Annotated in this window: 13 protein-coding genes and 2 pseudogenes; 5 read left to right on the top strand and 10 right to left on the bottom strand. The window is 57.4% G+C overall.

The annotated features are described in order from the left end of the window. Positions 1-41: 41 nt before the first annotated feature. Together AC13Q5_RS11680 and AC13Q5_RS11685 are read right to left on the bottom strand one after the other, a co-directional pair. Positions 42-665 carry a plasmid pRiA4b ORF-3 family protein gene (locus AC13Q5_RS11680; protein ID WP_488502010.1) on the bottom strand — a complete coding sequence of 208 codons (624 nt, stop codon included), beginning with the start codon at positions 663-665 and terminating at the stop codon, positions 42-44. 223 nt (positions 666-888) lie between these two features. Next, positions 889-1476, bottom strand: coding sequence for a LysR substrate-binding domain-containing protein (locus AC13Q5_RS11685; RefSeq protein WP_488501764.1), 588 nt, complete (start codon positions 1474-1476; stop codon positions 889-891). A 771-nt stretch (positions 1477-2247) separates the two neighbouring features. Between AC13Q5_RS11685 and AC13Q5_RS11690 the strand changes: the two are divergent. Further along, positions 2248-2394: pseudogene (locus tag AC13Q5_RS11690) on the top strand (helix-turn-helix domain-containing protein); the annotation flags it as partial. A gap of 21 nt (positions 2395-2415) precedes the next feature. Here AC13Q5_RS11690 and AC13Q5_RS11695 read toward each other — a convergent pair. Beyond that, positions 2416-3801 carry an O-antigen ligase family protein gene (locus AC13Q5_RS11695; RefSeq protein WP_488501765.1) on the bottom strand — a complete coding sequence of 462 codons (1386 nt, stop codon included), beginning with the start codon at positions 3799-3801 and terminating at the stop codon, positions 2416-2418. A gap of 154 nt (positions 3802-3955) precedes the next feature. Next, positions 3956-4531 (bottom strand): sugar transferase, encoded by a 576-nt coding sequence (locus AC13Q5_RS11700; protein ID WP_349958982.1) that lies wholly within the window; start codon positions 4529-4531, stop codon positions 3956-3958. Between the two features lie 187 nt (positions 4532-4718). On the opposite strand from AC13Q5_RS11700, the gene AC13Q5_RS11705 reads away from it, so the two are divergent. Continuing rightward, a complete protein-coding gene (locus AC13Q5_RS11705; protein WP_488501766.1) occupies positions 4719-5654 on the top strand; it encodes a UDP-glucose 4-epimerase family protein in 936 nt (311 codons plus the stop codon). A 15-nt stretch (positions 5655-5669) separates the two neighbouring features. Here the strand turns inward: AC13Q5_RS11705 and AC13Q5_RS11710 are convergent, their stop codons facing one another. Next, positions 5670-6956 carry a nucleotide sugar dehydrogenase gene (locus AC13Q5_RS11710; protein WP_488501767.1) on the bottom strand — a complete coding sequence of 429 codons (1287 nt, stop codon included), beginning with the start codon at positions 6954-6956 and terminating at the stop codon, positions 5670-5672. Positions 6957-7218: 262 nt separating this feature from the next. Here AC13Q5_RS11710 and AC13Q5_RS11715 point away from each other — a divergent pair, with 262 nt between their 5' ends. Beyond that, entirely contained in the window at positions 7219-7407 is a 189-nt protein-coding gene (locus AC13Q5_RS11715; RefSeq protein WP_488501768.1) for a hypothetical protein, read from the top strand. A gap of 226 nt (positions 7408-7633) precedes the next feature. On the opposite strand, the gene AC13Q5_RS11720 is transcribed toward AC13Q5_RS11715, so the two are convergent. From AC13Q5_RS11720 to AC13Q5_RS11740, 5 genes and pseudogenes are all read right to left on the bottom strand, one after another. Beyond that, entirely contained in the window at positions 7634-8008 is a 375-nt protein-coding gene (locus AC13Q5_RS11720) for a recombinase family protein (protein ID WP_488502011.1), read from the bottom strand. 96 nt (positions 8009-8104) lie between these two features. Next, entirely contained in the window at positions 8105-9208 is a 1104-nt protein-coding gene (fic, locus tag AC13Q5_RS11725) for a protein adenylyltransferase Fic (protein WP_488501769.1), read from the bottom strand. 444 nt (positions 9209-9652) lie between these two features. Then, positions 9653-9762 (bottom strand): annotated as a pseudogene (locus AC13Q5_RS11730) (IS481 family transposase); the annotation flags it as partial. 11 nt (positions 9763-9773) lie between these two features. Then, on the bottom strand, positions 9774-10004 hold the full coding sequence (locus tag AC13Q5_RS11735) for a conjugal transfer protein TraD (protein ID WP_488502012.1): 231 nt from the start codon (positions 10002-10004) through the stop codon (positions 9774-9776). Between the two features lie 49 nt (positions 10005-10053). Then, positions 10054-10278 carry a TraC family protein gene (locus tag AC13Q5_RS11740; protein WP_349956695.1) on the bottom strand — a complete coding sequence of 75 codons (225 nt, stop codon included), beginning with the start codon at positions 10276-10278 and terminating at the stop codon, positions 10054-10056. A 191-nt stretch (positions 10279-10469) separates the two neighbouring features. On the opposite strand from AC13Q5_RS11740, the gene traA reads away from it, so the two are divergent. After that, positions 10470-14354, top strand: a complete 3885-nt coding sequence (traA, locus tag AC13Q5_RS11745) for a Ti-type conjugative transfer relaxase TraA (protein WP_488502013.1) — start codon at positions 10470-10472, stop codon at positions 14352-14354. A gap of 971 nt (positions 14355-15325) precedes the next feature. Beyond that, complete coding sequence (locus AC13Q5_RS11750; protein WP_488501770.1) at positions 15326-16009, top strand: YoaK family protein; 684 nt, start codon at positions 15326-15328, stop codon at positions 16007-16009. Positions 16010-16104: the final 95 nt, after the last annotated feature.

Consider the following 16104-nt stretch of genomic DNA (forward strand, 5'->3'; position numbering starts at 1 on the left):
TCCTATCCATTCAAGAGCTACCAACCGCAAGCCGTCTATATTCATTTCTTCGAGCTAGCTTTCGGCTTCGGTTGGTATAGACGCCGTTTGACGTTCAAGCGTAGAGCATTGCGGAGATCTTTATCCGCGGTCGAAAGGTCGAACCATTCGGGATCGAAGTAGCCGCCGCACCACCGAATAGTTTCCGCATATTCGGGGTCCTCCGGATCGGCAATAATTTCTAAAAACCGCTCATATCCTGTCACGCCGCCCACATCTTCCGGCGGTCGCGCCCTTTCGCCGGCGACGCAGCTTCCGTGCTTTGGAGTGGTGGCGAGTGTCAAGAAGTCCTCTACCGAAACGGTATGCCGCCAGCCGTCCCCAAAATCATAGTGGTAGCTGAAGACAGCGCCTTGCTCGAAGTCGAGCAAGCGCACCTCCCTGTGATCGAAGACCCGAGGGTCGTCGTCGGTCGCGTCTTCTTCAAGGATCTCAACATCTCCATACCTGAGACCGCCGATCCGGAACTCATAGAGATGATAGTTCCACCAGTTGAAGGCTGCCTGAATTCCGAGATGCAGCTGTTCCAGGTTCCAATGAACCGGCAGAACCAGACGACGCCAGACATCAGGCTGGATCTCGTCGATGGAAACTCTGATCTGCACGGCATTTGCGGCTTTGAACATTGCCAAATTGAACAAGGTTGCCAACTGGTCGTCAAGACGGGTGCAACGCACGACGGCGTTTCTCGACGTCGAGCTTTATTTCCTTTCACCACTCAACAGCTACTCGCAGTAACCACCTCGTCCGATTGAGGACAGCTGGCCAGCGACTGTGCACGGTGTGCACCCCGAAAGCTTCGCTCTACATCCGCTTTGGGACAGCAGAAAGACAGGGCGAGGACTGAGTTTAGGTCGCGCCGAAGATCGACGCTGCGGAAGACCATATCCTCTTCGCTTGCATGCTGGCTTTTGGCGCACAGTAAAGCAGGAACGTGTATGCCAAGTTCGGATCCGACGGTAGATTCCGCAGCCTGCCAGAGCTTGTGTCTGCTTCAACAAGGCTTAGGGGCACCACGCCACGTCCTTCGCCGGCTAGGCAGTAGTTCCTGATATCCGCCGCCATATCGTGTTCCAGCTCGACCGTCGATGGCATCGAAATCCGGCACCTCTGCCAGATCTGGCCGATGTAGGTTCGGCGATCTGAAACATGAAGTGGCGCCGGCTTGCGATCGTCCCATTCGGCGGACGACACGATAACCAGCCTCTCCTTTGCAACTTCTATTGATCGCAATGCCGAGAATTCCAGCGATTGGCGTACTTTCGGATGGCTCGTGGCCAGCGCCAGATCGCATTCGGAATTCGCAAGCATGGATCCGACACTGTCGTGGTTCGCTATTCGAACGGAAAAGCTTGCGTAAATCGCGCCCTTTGCGAGCTGATGTTTGAATGACGGGAAAACGCTGATGGTTGCGCTGTGAGGCATCGCAATCGTCATTGCGCCATCCGCCGCCTGATATCGGGGTCATCTGGCCGCCGCATCGTCCGCCAATCATCGTTGCGGCCTAGCCCCAGGATCGATAAAATCCCAGGAAGCTGTTCTTGCGGACGTCGCGCGGTGTGTCTGCGATGACCTGTCGCGATCTTGAGGCCGCGTCAGAGGCCGCCCGTCCAGCCATTGAGAACAGACAGCGTGCTCGCCTGCACGGCTTTGCCGTATCGCGACAGGATGCGGAAAGGTTGCTTGTGGCACCAGGGGAGATCCACGGTGCCGGAGGAGCTCCCATTGGTCGTCGTTCAGGCGATCTGGATCGAAAATGATGCTCAAAAGGCGATCTCCAGTTCTGGTCGACGGCGGGAGTTGCGTTCGAATTGATATCCGCCGCAATGTGCCGTTTGGTCAGCCGAGCGATCTGAGTCCCGACACCTCTGTATTCAAAGCCGACCTCCGGGTGGCGCTTATGGCTTAGCGGTTGCGCCATGTGCACATCAAGTTACCCACTAAAAGGGGAAGGACAGACATCGACGCTGTTTTTGATTCAGAAGGCGGTTGTGGGAAGCGCCGAGCTTAAGTCGATCAGCGCGACATAGGGTAACGGAACGGCCGACAGAGAGGAATCATTGGCCGCTCCGGCTCGGTCCGCCGTAAAGCGCTCAAAGCGCGCCTTTGATAGCCGCGGGTCCGGAAATATCAACCATATCTGGATGTGTACGCTGACGTAAATATCGTCTGCCGCGGTGCTTGCGAGCCGAATCTTGGTAGCTGTAGGGCGAAGGCATGAGCTATGTGTGCCGGGAGTTCGGGATCTCGCGTAAGACCGACTACAAGATCTTCAATCGCTACAAGGAAGACGGGTTGGAGGCGCTCACGGATCGGTCACGGCGGCCTGTGCACTATGCCAACCAGCTACCCGAAGCGTTCGTGCAACTATCATGCTCACGCTCTCACGGCCGCTTCCTTCCTCTCGACCTTCGGCGTCGTCAAATACTCCCCCTTCAGGCGCATATGGCACCAGCAGGCGAAGGCGGAGCTTGCGAAGGCCAGGCTTTCGCCGATCGCTAGGCGGTTGTTGGAGTTACTGAGGAGCGTCAATGAGAAAAAGAAAAGGCAGGCGATGTAGGCGTGCCATGCGGCGCGCGGGATGATGCCGGCCTTGCGGGCGCGCCAGACAGCGCGGATGAAGGTGGCGAGCATGAAGCCCATGATTGCCGCGCCGAATAGGCCGTAGCGCACCAGGATTTCCAGGTATCCGTTGTGCAGCAGCGTGTACTGGATATGGGAATAGCGGGTTTCGGCCCAGCGCTCGAGCCATTTGTTGCCCCAGCCGAAGATCGGTGCGGAGGAAAAGACCTCCCAGCTGTTCGACCAGAGCTGCAGGCGCTCGTCCATTGATACTGGGGTGTTGGTCGAGCTGATGGTATTGGAGACCACGCCGCCCATCTCATGGCCGTTGGCTACATTCTCCACCATGGAAATGGCCGCCGATACGGTCGGTCCTGCCGTCTTGTCGAGATTGTGCCTGACACCATAGATGCCGGCGATCAAAAGGGCCGCAACGGCAATGATGGCGATGACGCCGCTCTTCAGGCGCAGATAGGTCAGCGTAATCAGAGCCAGCAGCGGCAGGGTGATGCCGAGCGCCAGCCAGACGCCTTTCGATTTGGCGCCGTATATGGCGATGAAACAGAGCGCGAAGATGAAGGGCGAGACGATATAGGCGAAGCGCGCGATCCGGCGATCGCTTGATTTGTCCGTCAGGTAGTGCAATAGCCAGAACAGGGTGAAGATCACGATCATGCCGCAGGCGACGGCGCCATGGATCTGATTGTTCATGATCAGCGGGCGGATGGTCTCGCCGGCAAAGACCTCACGCAGATGCTGCGTGGCGACCAGCATGATGAGGACCACGGCAAAATAGGCCGCGACGATCTTCTCCATCAGCTCTTCATAAAGCAGGAAAGCGACGCCCATGATGGGGAAGAAGAAGGGGAAGGCATAGAGCCAGTCCGAGGCGCCGATATCGTGCTGCGGCGTCAGCCAGAAGGTGATGAAGAACCGGGCCATGACATAGAAGGCCCAGCCCATGCACAGCCAGCCGATCCAGTCCGTGCGCGGCCGTATCGGTGCCTTGATATAATAATAGAGGGCGATCAGAGAGAGAAGCGCGGTGGCATAGCGATAGGCATCGCTTTCGACCACGGTCGGGGAGGCGACGAGTAGCCAGAGCAGGCCACCGATGATGGCGACCGGCTTTGCCATGCTGCTTGAGGCCTTTGTGACGCCGATCGGCTCAGCTGCGAGATCAGCATGCGGTTTGTTCATGCGCGAGTCGTCCAATGTGGTCCGCCTTCGTCTAGAGTCGGTTCATCATCCGGCATTTCTCGCCCCCATGACCGCCCCTATGGTTGCAAAGGGGCAGGAATGCGGCATTTTCCGATGCCGGTGCATCAATGATGTCGATTTCGCCGGATGCTTGTTAATGGGCAACTCCGTCGCGCCGGACCACTTTCAAGGCTGTCAGGAAAATCACCTTGAGATCGAAAAGAAAGGAGCGCCGGCGCAGATAGTCTTCGTCCAGGGCCACCTTCTCGGGGATCGGCAGTTCGTCGCGGCCGTTGACCTGCGCCCAGCCGGTCAAGCCCGGCAGCAAAGCGTCGACGCCGCGCTCAGTGCGCAGGGCTATGAGGTCGTGCTGATTGAAAAGGGCAGGTCGCGGGCCAACGATGCTCATCTCGCCTTTGAGGATGCACCAGAGCTGCGGCAGTTCGTCGAGGCTGGATTTGCGCAGAAAGGAGCCAATGGGCGTCAGATAAATCTTGGGGTCCTTCAGCAGATGGGTTGCGACCGCAGGCGTGTCGGTGCGCATGCTGCGAAATTTCGGCATGCGGAAGATCTTGTTTTTGCGGCCGACGCGATCCGACCAATAGAGGATCGGGCCGCGCGACGTCAGTCGTACTGCGAGTGCGACGATCAGGATCGGAATGAAAAAGACGATGGCCGCCGCAAAAGCGGCGAGAAAATCGAAAAGGCGCTTGGCGATCGTATAAAGCATCATCTCTTATCGTTGCATCGCCCTGTGTTGTAAGGGTAATGAAGGTCGTCATTGCCCTGTGCATCTCATATCGCGATTTTAAGCACAACCATCCGCGGCAAGATTCCCCGCCCTTGTTCCGAGCGAATATCCTGTGCAAAGCATGTCTCAGCTAATAATGGTGCGCAAAAGCGGAGGCAGCGTAGGCATGATCCTGGTGACGGGTGCGACGGGTTTTGTCGGACAGGCTCTATGCGCGGAGCTTTCCCGCCGGCGGATGGATTATCGGCCGGTCAGTCGCAACTCCCGCCCAGGCTTCGCCGTCATCGGGGCAGCTAATGGCGATACCGATTGGACCGGAGCGCTTGCCGGTGTCGATACCGTCATGCATCTGGCAGCCCGCGTCCATGTCATGAATGAGAGTGCTGCCGATCCGCTAGCCGCGTTTCGCGCCGTCAATGTCGATGCAACGGCCAATCTGGCGCGGCAGGCAGCGGGCGCGGGCGTGAAACGCTTCATCTTTTTAAGCTCGATCAAGGTCAACGGCGAGGGGACGGCGGCGGGAGAGCCCTTCAGCGCTTCGGACGCGCCGCATCCGGAAGATGCCTATGGCCGCTCGAAGCTCGAGGCGGAGAAGGCCCTGCTTGCGATATCAGCGGAAACGGGTATGGAGGTCGTCATCATCCGGCCGCCGCTCGTCTACGGCCCAGGGGTGAAGGCGAATTTCGCAAGCCTGATGAAATGGGCCGCCCGGCCATTTCCCTGGCCGTTCGGGGCGGTTCGAAACCGCAGGTCGCTGATCTTCGTCGGCAATCTCGTCGACTTCATGTTGCTCAGCGCTCGCCATCCGGCCGTTGGAAATCGTGTGTTTCTGGTCAGCGACGGTGAAGATCTTTCGATCGGCCAACTGATCGCCAAACTATCCTTGGCTGCCGGGCGCAAGGCTTGGATGCTGCCGGTGCCGCCAGCGTTGCTGGAGGGACTTGCCGCGCTTTTGGGGCGTCGAGCCGCCGCGCAGCGGCTGCTTGGCTCGCTTCAGGTCGATATCGGCGAGACGAGGGCGGTTACCGGCTGGTCGCCGCCCTATTCAGTCGAAGAGGGGTTGGCGACGACGGTCGCCGGTGCAGGGGCGAAGGCGCGCTAAGCCAGCCTTTCAGCCTTAGAGACTCCAGACGGAATGGCCTTCCAGCAAAGAGTTGCTCCGATCGAGAGCGGCCTTCACGTCGACGACGACGCCGTTCTCACTCAAGAGATCGAGGATCTTGCCGGCACCCTCGGCCAGATAGGATTTGTGGGGAACGGCAAGGACGAGGGCGTCAAGCTTGCCGAAATCCTGCAACTCCTTGAGCTTGATGCCATATTCTTCTTCAGCTTCCGAATGGCTCGCCATCGGGTCGTGGACCAGCGGTTCCAGGCCGAACTGACGCAGTTCACTGATAATATCGGGCACGCGGCTGTTGCGCAGATCGGGTACGTTTTCCTTGAAGGTCAGGCCGAATATGCCGATCCGGGCACCATTGATCGGCTTTTTCGCCGCGACCAGCATCTTGATGAGCTTCTGGGCGATGAAGGCGCCCATGCCGTCGTTGATACGCCGGCCCGACAGGATGACTTCCGGGTGGTAGCCGAGCTCTTCGGCCTTCGCGGTCAGATAATAGGGATCGACGCCGATGCAGTGGCCGCCGACCAGGCCGGGAGTGAAGGGCAGGAAATTCCACTTCGTACCGGCCGCCTTCAGCACATCGGCCGTGCGGATATCCATCTTCTCGAAAATGATCGAAAGCTCGTTCATCAGTGCAATGTTCAGGTCGCGCTGGGTGTTCTCGATCACCTTGGCGGCCTCGGCCACCTTGATGCTGGGGGCGCGGTGGATGCCGGCCTCAACCACGGCGCCGTAGATGGCGGCGATCCTTTCCAGCGTTTCCTCGTCGTCGCCGGCGACCACCTTCACGATGCGCTCGAATGTATGTTCCTTGTCGCCGGGGTTGATGCGCTCGGGCGAGTAGCCGACATGGAAATCCTCGCCCTGGCGCAGGCCGGAGACTTCGGCCAGTACCGGGCCGCAGACGTCTTCGGTGACACCTGGATAGACGGTCGATTCGTAGACGACGATCGAACCTTCACGCAAAACCTTGCCGACCGTGCGTGAGGCTGAAATCATCGGCCGCAGATCGGGCTGCCGATTCCGGTCGATCGGCGTCGGCACGGCGACGATGAAGATATCGCGATCCCTGAGATCCTCGATCTCGCTGCTGACGCGCAGCCCGCTCGACCGTAGCCTCTCGGCAGAAATCTCCCGTGTATCGTCCTCGCCGGCCTTCAGCGTGGCGACACGGGAGGCCTTGATGTCGAAGCCGACCACATCATGGAATTTTTCGGCAAGCGCAATCGCGACAGGCAGGCCCACGTAGCCGAGGCCGATAACGGCAATTTTTTCGTTCAACACAACATACCTCGAACACTCCGCCTGAATTAGCCTAAATCCGAAGCGGATGTCAGCGCCTAATATTCGCCTTCAGGATCATTTCAGATGCGACTCGCATGAATGTGATGAGCGGTCAGCTGCTTTGCAATGGCCCGGAAGTGCAGCCCTGTCGCATGTTGCGCCCCAGCTTTGGCGGAGACGCATAGGATGCCTATCGAAACTTTCTGGTTTCGACCCCATTTACTTGGGTGAGACCTAATTTTCTCGGAAAGCGTGGTTCGCAATGCGAAACAGCTATCTCAAACATCTACGCACCCAGCGCGAAGAGCTTGAAGCCAAGCTCGAGCTGCATATAGCCCGCTATTGTTTCGGCGACGGCGAGGTGGACGACGGTACCGAAGCGGAGCTCCGGCAACGGATTACGGAAGTATCCGACGAGATTGCACGGCTTGAGAGCGAGCGCGGCGAGTAAGATTGCATGAGGCAGGTTTCCAGCTGTCCGGATCGATTCTAACGCTTACAAAATAGCAAAGTCAGCGTTATTGATGGCATTTTTTCGCAATAAATACAGGACAATGACCATATCTAATAGCTACGCTCGCGAGGTAACTTCGACGATTCGTCCGAAGAAAGCCATTGGCTGGCGGAAGCTTCGATGCGATCGGCGCAAGCCGCTTTCCGCACCGCGGTCATTTTCGCTAAGGCCTCCGGGGTTCTTTCTCGGAGGCGGCGTCGACTGGAAGTCCGCCCGTTGTTCTTGCGGCCTTGATGCCTTTTGCTCGTTCGGAGATCAGCGCGCGTTCGAGCTGTGCAACGCCGCCAAGCACTTGGCGCGAGAACATGCGCTGCGTTATAGAGCTGTCGATCGGATCTTGTAGCAATCGGAAATGCGCCCCTCTGACCGAGAGATCCTCGATGACCTCGAATAGATGGCTCAGCGAACGAGCCGAACGATCGAGGCGTACGGCAACGAGCGCGTCTCCGGTATCAACGTTGCGCAGGCGCTTTGCCAGGATAGTGCAGCCCGGGTAAGGGATTGGACTGAACCCTGTTCTTGAACAATGATGTCGCAGCCGACCGAGCGCAGTTCAACTTCTTGGGCATCCGTTGTCTGCTCTCCTGTGGAAACACTAGATAGCCGATGAGGGGAAACTTGCCGTTCCTGTGCCTCATTGATCATGCCGCGCTATGGCTTGATCACGGAGGAGGGTGAGTAACGCCAGATTGATATAGAGATTTTCTCGTCCGGCTTTGATTTCTTGGAGTAGGCCGGCTTCGACAAGAAGCTTAAGATAGACTGATGCGGATTGCCGCTTGGCGATCTGCGCCTCAACGAGGTCGCCGATCCGGCAATAAGGGTTCACAAAGATTACTTCTGCGAGTTCTCGCGAATAAATCCTCGGTATATCCCGCCGAATGCTTTCTGCCGTCTCGTTGAGAAGATCGCGAATAGCACGAATGCGAGCTGTCGACCATTCCGCTGTGTCGCGAACTACTTCCAGCATATAGAGTATCCAGCCCTCCCAGGCGCCTTCCGTTGTCACGGCCACTAGCCGGTCATAATAAGCTCTCTTATTGCCAATGATGTAGCGGCTAAGGTAGAGCACTGGAATGTCGAGTAGTCCTTTGTCGACGAGATAGAGGAGGTTCAAAACGCGTCCGGTGCGGCCATTGCCATCAGCAAATGGGTGAATGGCTTCGAACTGGTAGTGCATTACCGCAAGGCGGATCAACGGATCGATATCTTCGGCCTCGTGGATGTAGCGTTCCCAGTTGGCAAGCTTGCTCCGGAGCAATTCCTGACCTTCCGGCGGGGTGTAGATGACCGTGCCAGTAGCCTCATTCATCAGTGCCGTGCCTGGCGTTGAGCGAATGTCGAGATCGATGCCCTTGATCGTTCGGCAGACGGCAACTGCTGTAGATGTCGAGACCGGCCGGTTCCGGAGCGATTGAAATCCTTCGCTGAGAGCCGTGCGATAACGGAGCGCTTCCTTTGTCGCGGGATCGGCGTGATTGCCGGTTTCGTTTGCAAAACGGAAGAGCCTGTCTGTCGTGGTGACGATGTTCTCGATTTCGGAGCTTGCTTGCGCCTCGAGTAGCGGGATCGAGTTAATCAGGATCGACTGGTTGGGAATAAGCTGTCCCGACACCCGTAATTCCGCGAGAGCGGTCCGAGCAGCGATGCAGGCCTTGAGTATTTCCTTCGTTTCAACGTCTGAACGCGGGGGCAACACGGGAAGATCGTTGTAAGGGCGGTCAGGTCGAAACGTCATGTCGATGATTCCTCATTTCATTGACGCACAGCGGGTAATATGTCGATGGCGTCGACACATTGGCAAATTATGTCGATGAAATGCAAATTTATCGACATATCTTTCGGCTTACAAGCGGCGCTCAAAGTGTTTTACGATCAAAGCCGAGAGCCATCGAGCGCGCCTTGCGACAAGGGTAGGCATTAAAATCCATCGTGTCCGCCAAATGCACATCAGGAGGCTTTGATAGCCAAAGCCGCATAAATCGGTCGTTTCGCAAGAGGGCCCACTCCCGCCCCGCTGTTTGGTCAGGTTCTGACGCGGAGAAGTGGCTAGTGGCAATTCTTGGCCACGATTATTGATGAGATCTGTCCGTCAAACGGCTCCCACGGATCGATCATTCAGTCGTAGTTTAGTTACGCAATGTATAAATTGCAGGAGACGAGCAACATCCCTACGCAGCCGCTTCTTTGTTCGCTCCTTGTCGCCTTCGACGTTGGTAATCGCGAAATTCCGTGACGCTGAAGGCCTCGATGTAAAGATGAACGTGTCAGAGGGGGTATCGTCGGCGGGATCAAAGCCTGGGTCAAACATCTAGATCCTTGCTCTCCGAATTATTCATGCGTGCATCGGCTCGGAACGCTTCCATACCAATCTTGTGAAGCTCGCGGTACTGCGCAGTATCTGGCGGGATCCGGCTGGCCTCGATCAAGGCGCCGAGCAGGAACGCGCGATCGGCTTTTCTCAAGCCAGCCTTGATGATCAATCCGTCGAAGATCATCTTTTCGCGCGATTCGCGCTTGCGATGGTTTGTCATATCGCGCTGCCGCCTTCGTTCGAGAAGCATAATCCGCTGATCCAGCCTCTTAAGCGGATTCGCCCGCTGTCCTTTTTTCGCCGTCGCGAAATCGCGCTGTGATTTCGACGAGAATCTCATTGAGCTCGGCGTCGGAAATGTCCAGTTCGGCGAGACCTGCCCTCCGTGCCGCGCTAGCGAAACGGTCATTGGCCTTGGCGACCATGGTCTTTCGTTTCTCTCTGAGCAGCTCGATCTGTGTGTCGATCTCGGAAACCGTGGTTCTTGCACGCATATCTGTCCTTCCTTTCATCAGAGCCGAGTCTGTTGGCATCTTTTATACTACATTAAATAATGTAGTCAAATCAGCTGCAATAATATAGGAAAGTGGAATTCGCCTTGGAAAATTGCGGATTTTCCGAAGGAATTGCCGCTAAATATCTCGCTATCCGCGATGCGGATGTGCCTGAAAATATAGAGTCAAATATGGCTATTATGTTTTTGAGAGCGAAAATAATCAGCCGCGGAGCGGGACAGAACATTGTCTCGGCTGCCGCCTATCGTCATCGTACCAAGATGATGGATGAGCAGGTGGGGACTAGGTTCCTCTACTCCGCAGACGCGGCCGAACTCGTCCATGAGGAACTCGCTCTGCCTGATGATACACCGGCATGGTTGCGAATTTTAATCGACGGACGATCGGTTGCCGGCGCTAGCGAAGCGCTTTGGAATGCCGTCGATCGTTTCGAGACCCAACGTAATGCACAGTTGGCCCGCGAGATCATCCTTGCGCTTCCAAACGAGCTCAGCAGGAAGGAGAATATCGCCCTGGTGCGCGACTTCGTTCGTGAAAACCTGGTGTCGCGCGGAATGGTGGCAGACTGGGTCTATCACGACAAGAAGGGCAATCCGCACGTCCACGTTATCACCACGCTGCGTCCACTAACAGCGGAGGGATTTGGGCTGAAGCGCGTCGCTGTCGTTGACGACGGCGGTGAGCCGTTACGCCACAAAACGCGTCGCAGGCAGAAAGGAGAAATCATTCGCCATCCATGGGCAGGCAACAAGGCAACGCTGGAGGAGTGGAAGCTTGCATGGGCTCAAACGGTAACGCACCATCTGGCACTTGCCGGTCACGATATCCGCATAGACGGCCGCTCTTATGAGGAGCAGGGGTTGCGGGGAATGGGGCAGCGCCATCTCGGTCCCGCCCGCACAGCGCGTCTACGCAAGGGTGCCGATGTCTATTTCGCCCCTGCAGCATTGGCACAGCGTTACGAGACGGCGGATCGCCTCGCTGCCGACCCCGCCCTACTGCTTAGGCAACTCAGCAACGAGCGTTCGACTTTCGATGAAGCCGAGATCGCCCGTGCCCTGCACCGCCACGTTGATGATCCAATCGTCTTTGCCAATATCCGCGCGAAACTGATGGCGTCAGACGACTTAGTAATGCTGCGGCCGCAGCAGGTGAGTTCGGAAACTGGTGGGGTCGAGCTGCCGGCGGTCTTCACTACGCGCGCGACGATTAGGACCGAATTCCATATGGCGCGGTCGGCATTCAACCTTTCGAACATCGGTGGCTTCGCGATATCGTCATCCCAAGTTGATGCTGCCATAGGGGAGATTGAGGCAGCGCCAAACAAGGCCATTCGCCTCGATGCCGAGCAGGTCGATGCGGTCCGGCACATCACGGCCGATAGCGGCATTGCCGCAGTCGTCGGTATCGCGGGTGCTGGCAAATCGACATTGCTGAGTGTGGCACGTCTCGTATGGGAAGGAGACGGCAGGCGCGTCCTCGGAGCAGCGCTCGCCGGCAAGGCGGTGGAGGCATTGACTGGTAGTTCCGGGATCCGTTCACGTACGATTGCCGCTTGGGAGCTTGCCTGGAAAAACGACTATGACCTGCTGCAGAAGGGCGACGTGCTGGTTCTGGACGAAGCTGGTATGGTGTCGTCGCAACAGATGGCGCGTCTTCTCAAACGCGTCGAGGATGCCGGTGCGAAAGCGGTTCTTGTCGGCGACGCGATGCAGCTTCAGCCGATCCAGGCGGGGGCCGCCTTCCGTGCCATCGTCGAGCGCATCGGCTTTGCCGAATTGGTCGGCGTTCGCCGCCAGAGACACGAATGGGCGCGAGAGGCGTCCGGTCTGTTTGCCCGTGGAAATGTTGAGGAAGCCTTGAGGGCCTATAGCGCCCATGGCCATGTCCTCGAAAGTGACACGCGCAATGATGCGGTTCAACGCATCGTCTCCGACTGGGCCAACGCTCGCCTTGATGCCATTGCGAAGGCGCAGGTCGTCGGTCGTAAGTTGCGGGGTGACGAGTTGATGGTTCTCGCCCACACCAATAGCGATGTTAGACGCCTCAACGATGCGATCCGTGCGGTCATGTTGCAACAGGATGCGCTTGGGGAAGGTAGGTCGTTTCGCACAGAGCGCGGCAGACGTGAGTTCCGTGAGGGAGACCGGATCATCTTCCTGGAAAATGCGCGGTTCGTCGAACCCAAGGCCCCCCACCTAAGTGTTCAGCATGTCAAGAACGGCATGTTTGGAACGGTGATATCGATAGCGGGTCGAGGTGGGGAACCATTTCTCTTTGTTCGGTTGGACAGTGGTCGCGATGTCATGTTTTCCGAAGACACTTATCGCAATGTCGACCATGGCTACGCCGCAACGATTCACAAGACCCAAGGATCGACCTTCGACCGCGCTTTCGTGCTGGCAACAGGCATGATGGACCGACACCTGTCATATGTTGCCATGACGCGTCATCGCGAGCGTGTCGATCTATATGCGGCAAGGGAAGATTTTCAGCCAAAGTTCGAATGGGGCAAGCCGGTACGCGTTGAACATGCCGCTGGCATCACGGGCGAGCTTATTGAAACTGGGCTTGCGAAGTTTCGCAAGCGGGACGACGATGGTCCTTCTCCTTATGTTGACGTCAGAACGAACGACGGAACCACGCATCGCCTTTGGGGCGTCAGTCTGCCCAAGGCGCTTGAGGAGGCCGGCGTCGGGGTCGGCGATACAGTGACCCTGCGCAAGGATGGAACTGAAAAAGTTACCGTCAAAGTCCCGGTTATTGATGAGGAAACGGGCGCGAGGCACTTTGAGGATCGTGTTGTCGACCGCAATATTTGGACAGCATATTCAACCGATAAGGCCAAGGATCGGGCGGACCAGTTTGCAGCCGAACATCATCCTCCGACGCTCTTTGCGCAACTGGTCGAACGGCTGTCGCGCCCCGGCGAAAAGACGACAACGCTCGATTTCGAAAACGAGGCGTCTTATCGATCCGTGGCTTTTGACTTCGCACGGCGGCGCGGCATCGACACTATCGCGGAGTATGGTCACGCCGTCGAGGCACAGGTTGAGCGTCTATCCAATTGGCTCAGCGTACAAAGTGATCATGTGGCGCGGCTCTGGCAACGGGCGAACGTGCCCTTCGGGGTTGCAGTCGAAACTTCGGGGCGGAATACTGCTATTCACCCAACCCACGATAAAGACCCCTTGCCCGTTCCGACGGCGGATGCTTCCGATCTATTACCCGCAGTGAACTCCCTTACCCGATCGTTTGCAGAAGAGGCGCGTCTCGCCCAACCCACATCTCCTGCAATGTTGCCGGCGGTCACGAAATTCAAGGCAAGCCTCGATGAGGAGGCGCGGATGCGCGTGATCGAGGCTGAGCACTACAAACAGGTAAGAGCTGTACTCATAGCGACTGCATCCGTGATCTGGCGCGACCCCGCAGCCGCCGTGGCGGTGATCGAAGATCTGGTGCTGAAGCAGATCGATCCTGAGCGTATTGCACGTGCTGTTGCCACAGAGCCAACGGCCTATGGCCATTTGCGCGGCAGCGCCAGAACGATGGATAGGCTGCTCGCTGGTGGCCGGGAGCGCAGGAAAGCACTGCAGGCGGTTAACGCAGTTAGTGCCGACATTCACTCTCTTGGTCGATATTACTTGAGCGCTTTTGAGACCGAAAAATCGGTGGTCATGATAGAGCGGGAACGGATGGCAATAGCCATTCCAGCGTTGACGAGAATTGCCGAGACTGAGCTGCGACACATCACGTCCGAGACGGAGAAGAACCCGCGCGAGCTGGCGCGATTGGTCCGGTCTTTGTCACCAGATGTCCGACACGAATTTTCTGTGGTCAGTAAGGCACTTGATGCTCGCTTCGGACCGGGCGCAATTTTGCGCAACGAGACCGATGTTGCCAATATGGTCTCAAGGTCTCAGCAACCGGTCTTCAAATCCATCCTTGGCCAATTGCGCACAGTCCAGCGTGCCGTCGCTACAGATAGGACAGAAGAGATTATCGCTGAGCGCCAAAGTCGAACGATCAACCGTGCCCGTGGTATTGATCGCTGAGAACGTCCAAAGATTTGAAAGGAAAACGCCAGGCTATACCCGAGTCCGTGTCGTGGAGCCGCCTTTTGGTCGTCCAACAGAAGCGAAGATGCGGGTTGTTCGGCTGGTAATGAGTAGTGGCGAGATGGCGACAGACCTGAATGCGGGTTTTGGAGGAGCGTCGGGCGCTAGTGGAATAGAGGGTGCCTTTCGCGCCGGCGCATCAGCTGTCGCCCAAAAGCGGCTGTTCGTTCGGGTAGGATCGAAGCCTAGTGTCGGCCACGGCCACGGACGGGCCGCGCTTTCGGTTCAGATCAAAAAGTCCAAGCAACTGATCACGCCGAAGTTTATTGCGCAAAAGCACGCCGCCAGTTCTATCAGAGCCATGGTGTCGAGGCGGTTCATCGGAAGTTCCGTTATACTATTTTTGCAAATCTAGTATAACGCCGCCCATTTCTCAATCAAAGATACCAACGAAGATGCCGCAACGTGCTTAGGTCTGCCAGTTTCGGAATGCCTTGACCCAGATTTGCATTTGAGGCTGATCCGTTCTGTCGCGAAAATGCCGTTGACGAAATTGCGCTATTGGAATTCAGCCAGGGTCACGATGAAACGCAAAGTTGGGTGAAATTTCGGCGCAAATGAACAGTGCTTATGAGGCCGCGCCCCAGTTGGTTGCGAAATCCAACGTGTCCAACAAGCCACGACGACCCAGTTGAATCGCTAGTCCTGCTGCGGCCCTTATCCGACGGTCTTGGACGAGGAGGTGCACAAGACGCGAGAAAACTGCTGGAATCGTGAAGCGCTGCCTCCCACCGTCTTTGTGACAGACGACCGGTTGGGCACGTGGATGCAACTTTGATCTGCAGTATGCCGCCGCCGTCCGATCGGCGTTGCACGGCGATGTTTCGTTTCCCGCCACGCAACCATCTCGACAACGGCAGCTATTCGGCGCGATATGATCGGAGACGATAAAAGCGAGCAAGAAAGCGATGAAGCCGAGCCTGCCTACCCTTCTGAGTATCAATGGCGGCTATGTGGATACCGCCGGGTTTCTGGCCCTGCATGGCCTGTTCACGGCGCATGTGACGGGCAATTTCGTCACGCTCGGCGCTTCCCTGGCGCTTGGAACCTCGGGCGCGCTGGCCAAGCTTCTGGCGCTGCCGGTCTTCTGCGTCGTCGTCATCCTCGCCCGTCTCATTGGCGGCGATCTCTCGCGGCGCAATCTGCCGACGTTGCAGATCATCCTGACGCTGAAATTGCTGCTACTTGTGTTTGCGGCAATCTTCGCCCTCCGTTTCGGCCCGTTTGCCGATGGCGATGGCTGGCAGGCCATCCTGACCGGCATGATCCTTGTCGCCGCCATGGCTATCCAGACGACGGCGCACCGCATTCATCTCGGTTCGACGCCACCGACCACCATGATGACGGGCACGACGACGCAGATCATGATCGACATTGCCGATCTGCTGCGTGGCGCCAAGCCGGGGGATAGGGCGGCGATGAAGGCGCGGCTTTCCCGCATGGGAGCTGCAGTCGGCGGCTTTGCGCTCGGCTGTGCCGTGGCGGCAGCACTTTTCCTGTTTGTCGGCATGGCTTGCTTCCTGCTGCCGCCGGTTCTGGCGCTTGCCGGAATTCTTATGCATACCGGCAAGGCAGAGGCAAAGCCGGCTTAGCTTCTTGGTCTCCGTCCATTCTTGACACTACCAATCTTGCTCCTTTCTCCCGCCTTGCAAGTCGGCTACAGCTCTCTAAGTGTACGCGTCGGATC

This window comes from Martinezella sp. CNPSo 3964, assembly GCF_057784375.1.

What these genes read in the sequence shown, in the direction of transcription:
- AC13Q5_RS11680 (WP_488502010.1), bottom strand. Translation starts at nt 665, where the DNA reads ATGTTCAAAGCCGCAAATGCCGTGCAGATCAGAGTTTCCATCGACGAG.
- AC13Q5_RS11685 (WP_488501764.1), bottom strand. Translation starts at nt 1,476, where the DNA reads ATGACGATTGCGATGCCTCACAGCGCAACCATCAGCGTTTTCCCGTCA.
- AC13Q5_RS11695 (WP_488501765.1), bottom strand. Translation starts at nt 3,801, where the DNA reads ATGAACAAACCGCATGCTGATCTCGCAGCTGAGCCGATCGGCGTCACA.
- AC13Q5_RS11700 (WP_349958982.1), bottom strand. Translation starts at nt 4,531, where the DNA reads ATGCTTTATACGATCGCCAAGCGCCTTTTCGATTTTCTCGCCGCTTTT.
- AC13Q5_RS11705 (WP_488501766.1), top strand. Translation starts at nt 4,719, where the DNA reads ATGATCCTGGTGACGGGTGCGACGGGTTTTGTCGGACAGGCTCTATGC.
- AC13Q5_RS11715 (WP_488501768.1), top strand. Translation starts at nt 7,219, where the DNA reads ATGCGAAACAGCTATCTCAAACATCTACGCACCCAGCGCGAAGAGCTT.
- fic (WP_488501769.1), bottom strand. Translation starts at nt 9,208, where the DNA reads ATGACGTTTCGACCTGACCGCCCTTACAACGATCTTCCCGTGTTGCCC.
- AC13Q5_RS11735 (WP_488502012.1), bottom strand. Translation starts at nt 10,004, where the DNA reads ATGACAAACCATCGCAAGCGCGAATCGCGCGAAAAGATGATCTTCGAC.
- AC13Q5_RS11740 (WP_349956695.1), bottom strand. Translation starts at nt 10,278, where the DNA reads ATGCGTGCAAGAACCACGGTTTCCGAGATCGACACACAGATCGAGCTG.
- traA (WP_488502013.1), top strand. Translation starts at nt 10,470, where the DNA reads ATGGCTATTATGTTTTTGAGAGCGAAAATAATCAGCCGCGGAGCGGGA.
- AC13Q5_RS11750 (WP_488501770.1), top strand. Translation starts at nt 15,326, where the DNA reads ATGAAGCCGAGCCTGCCTACCCTTCTGAGTATCAATGGCGGCTATGTG.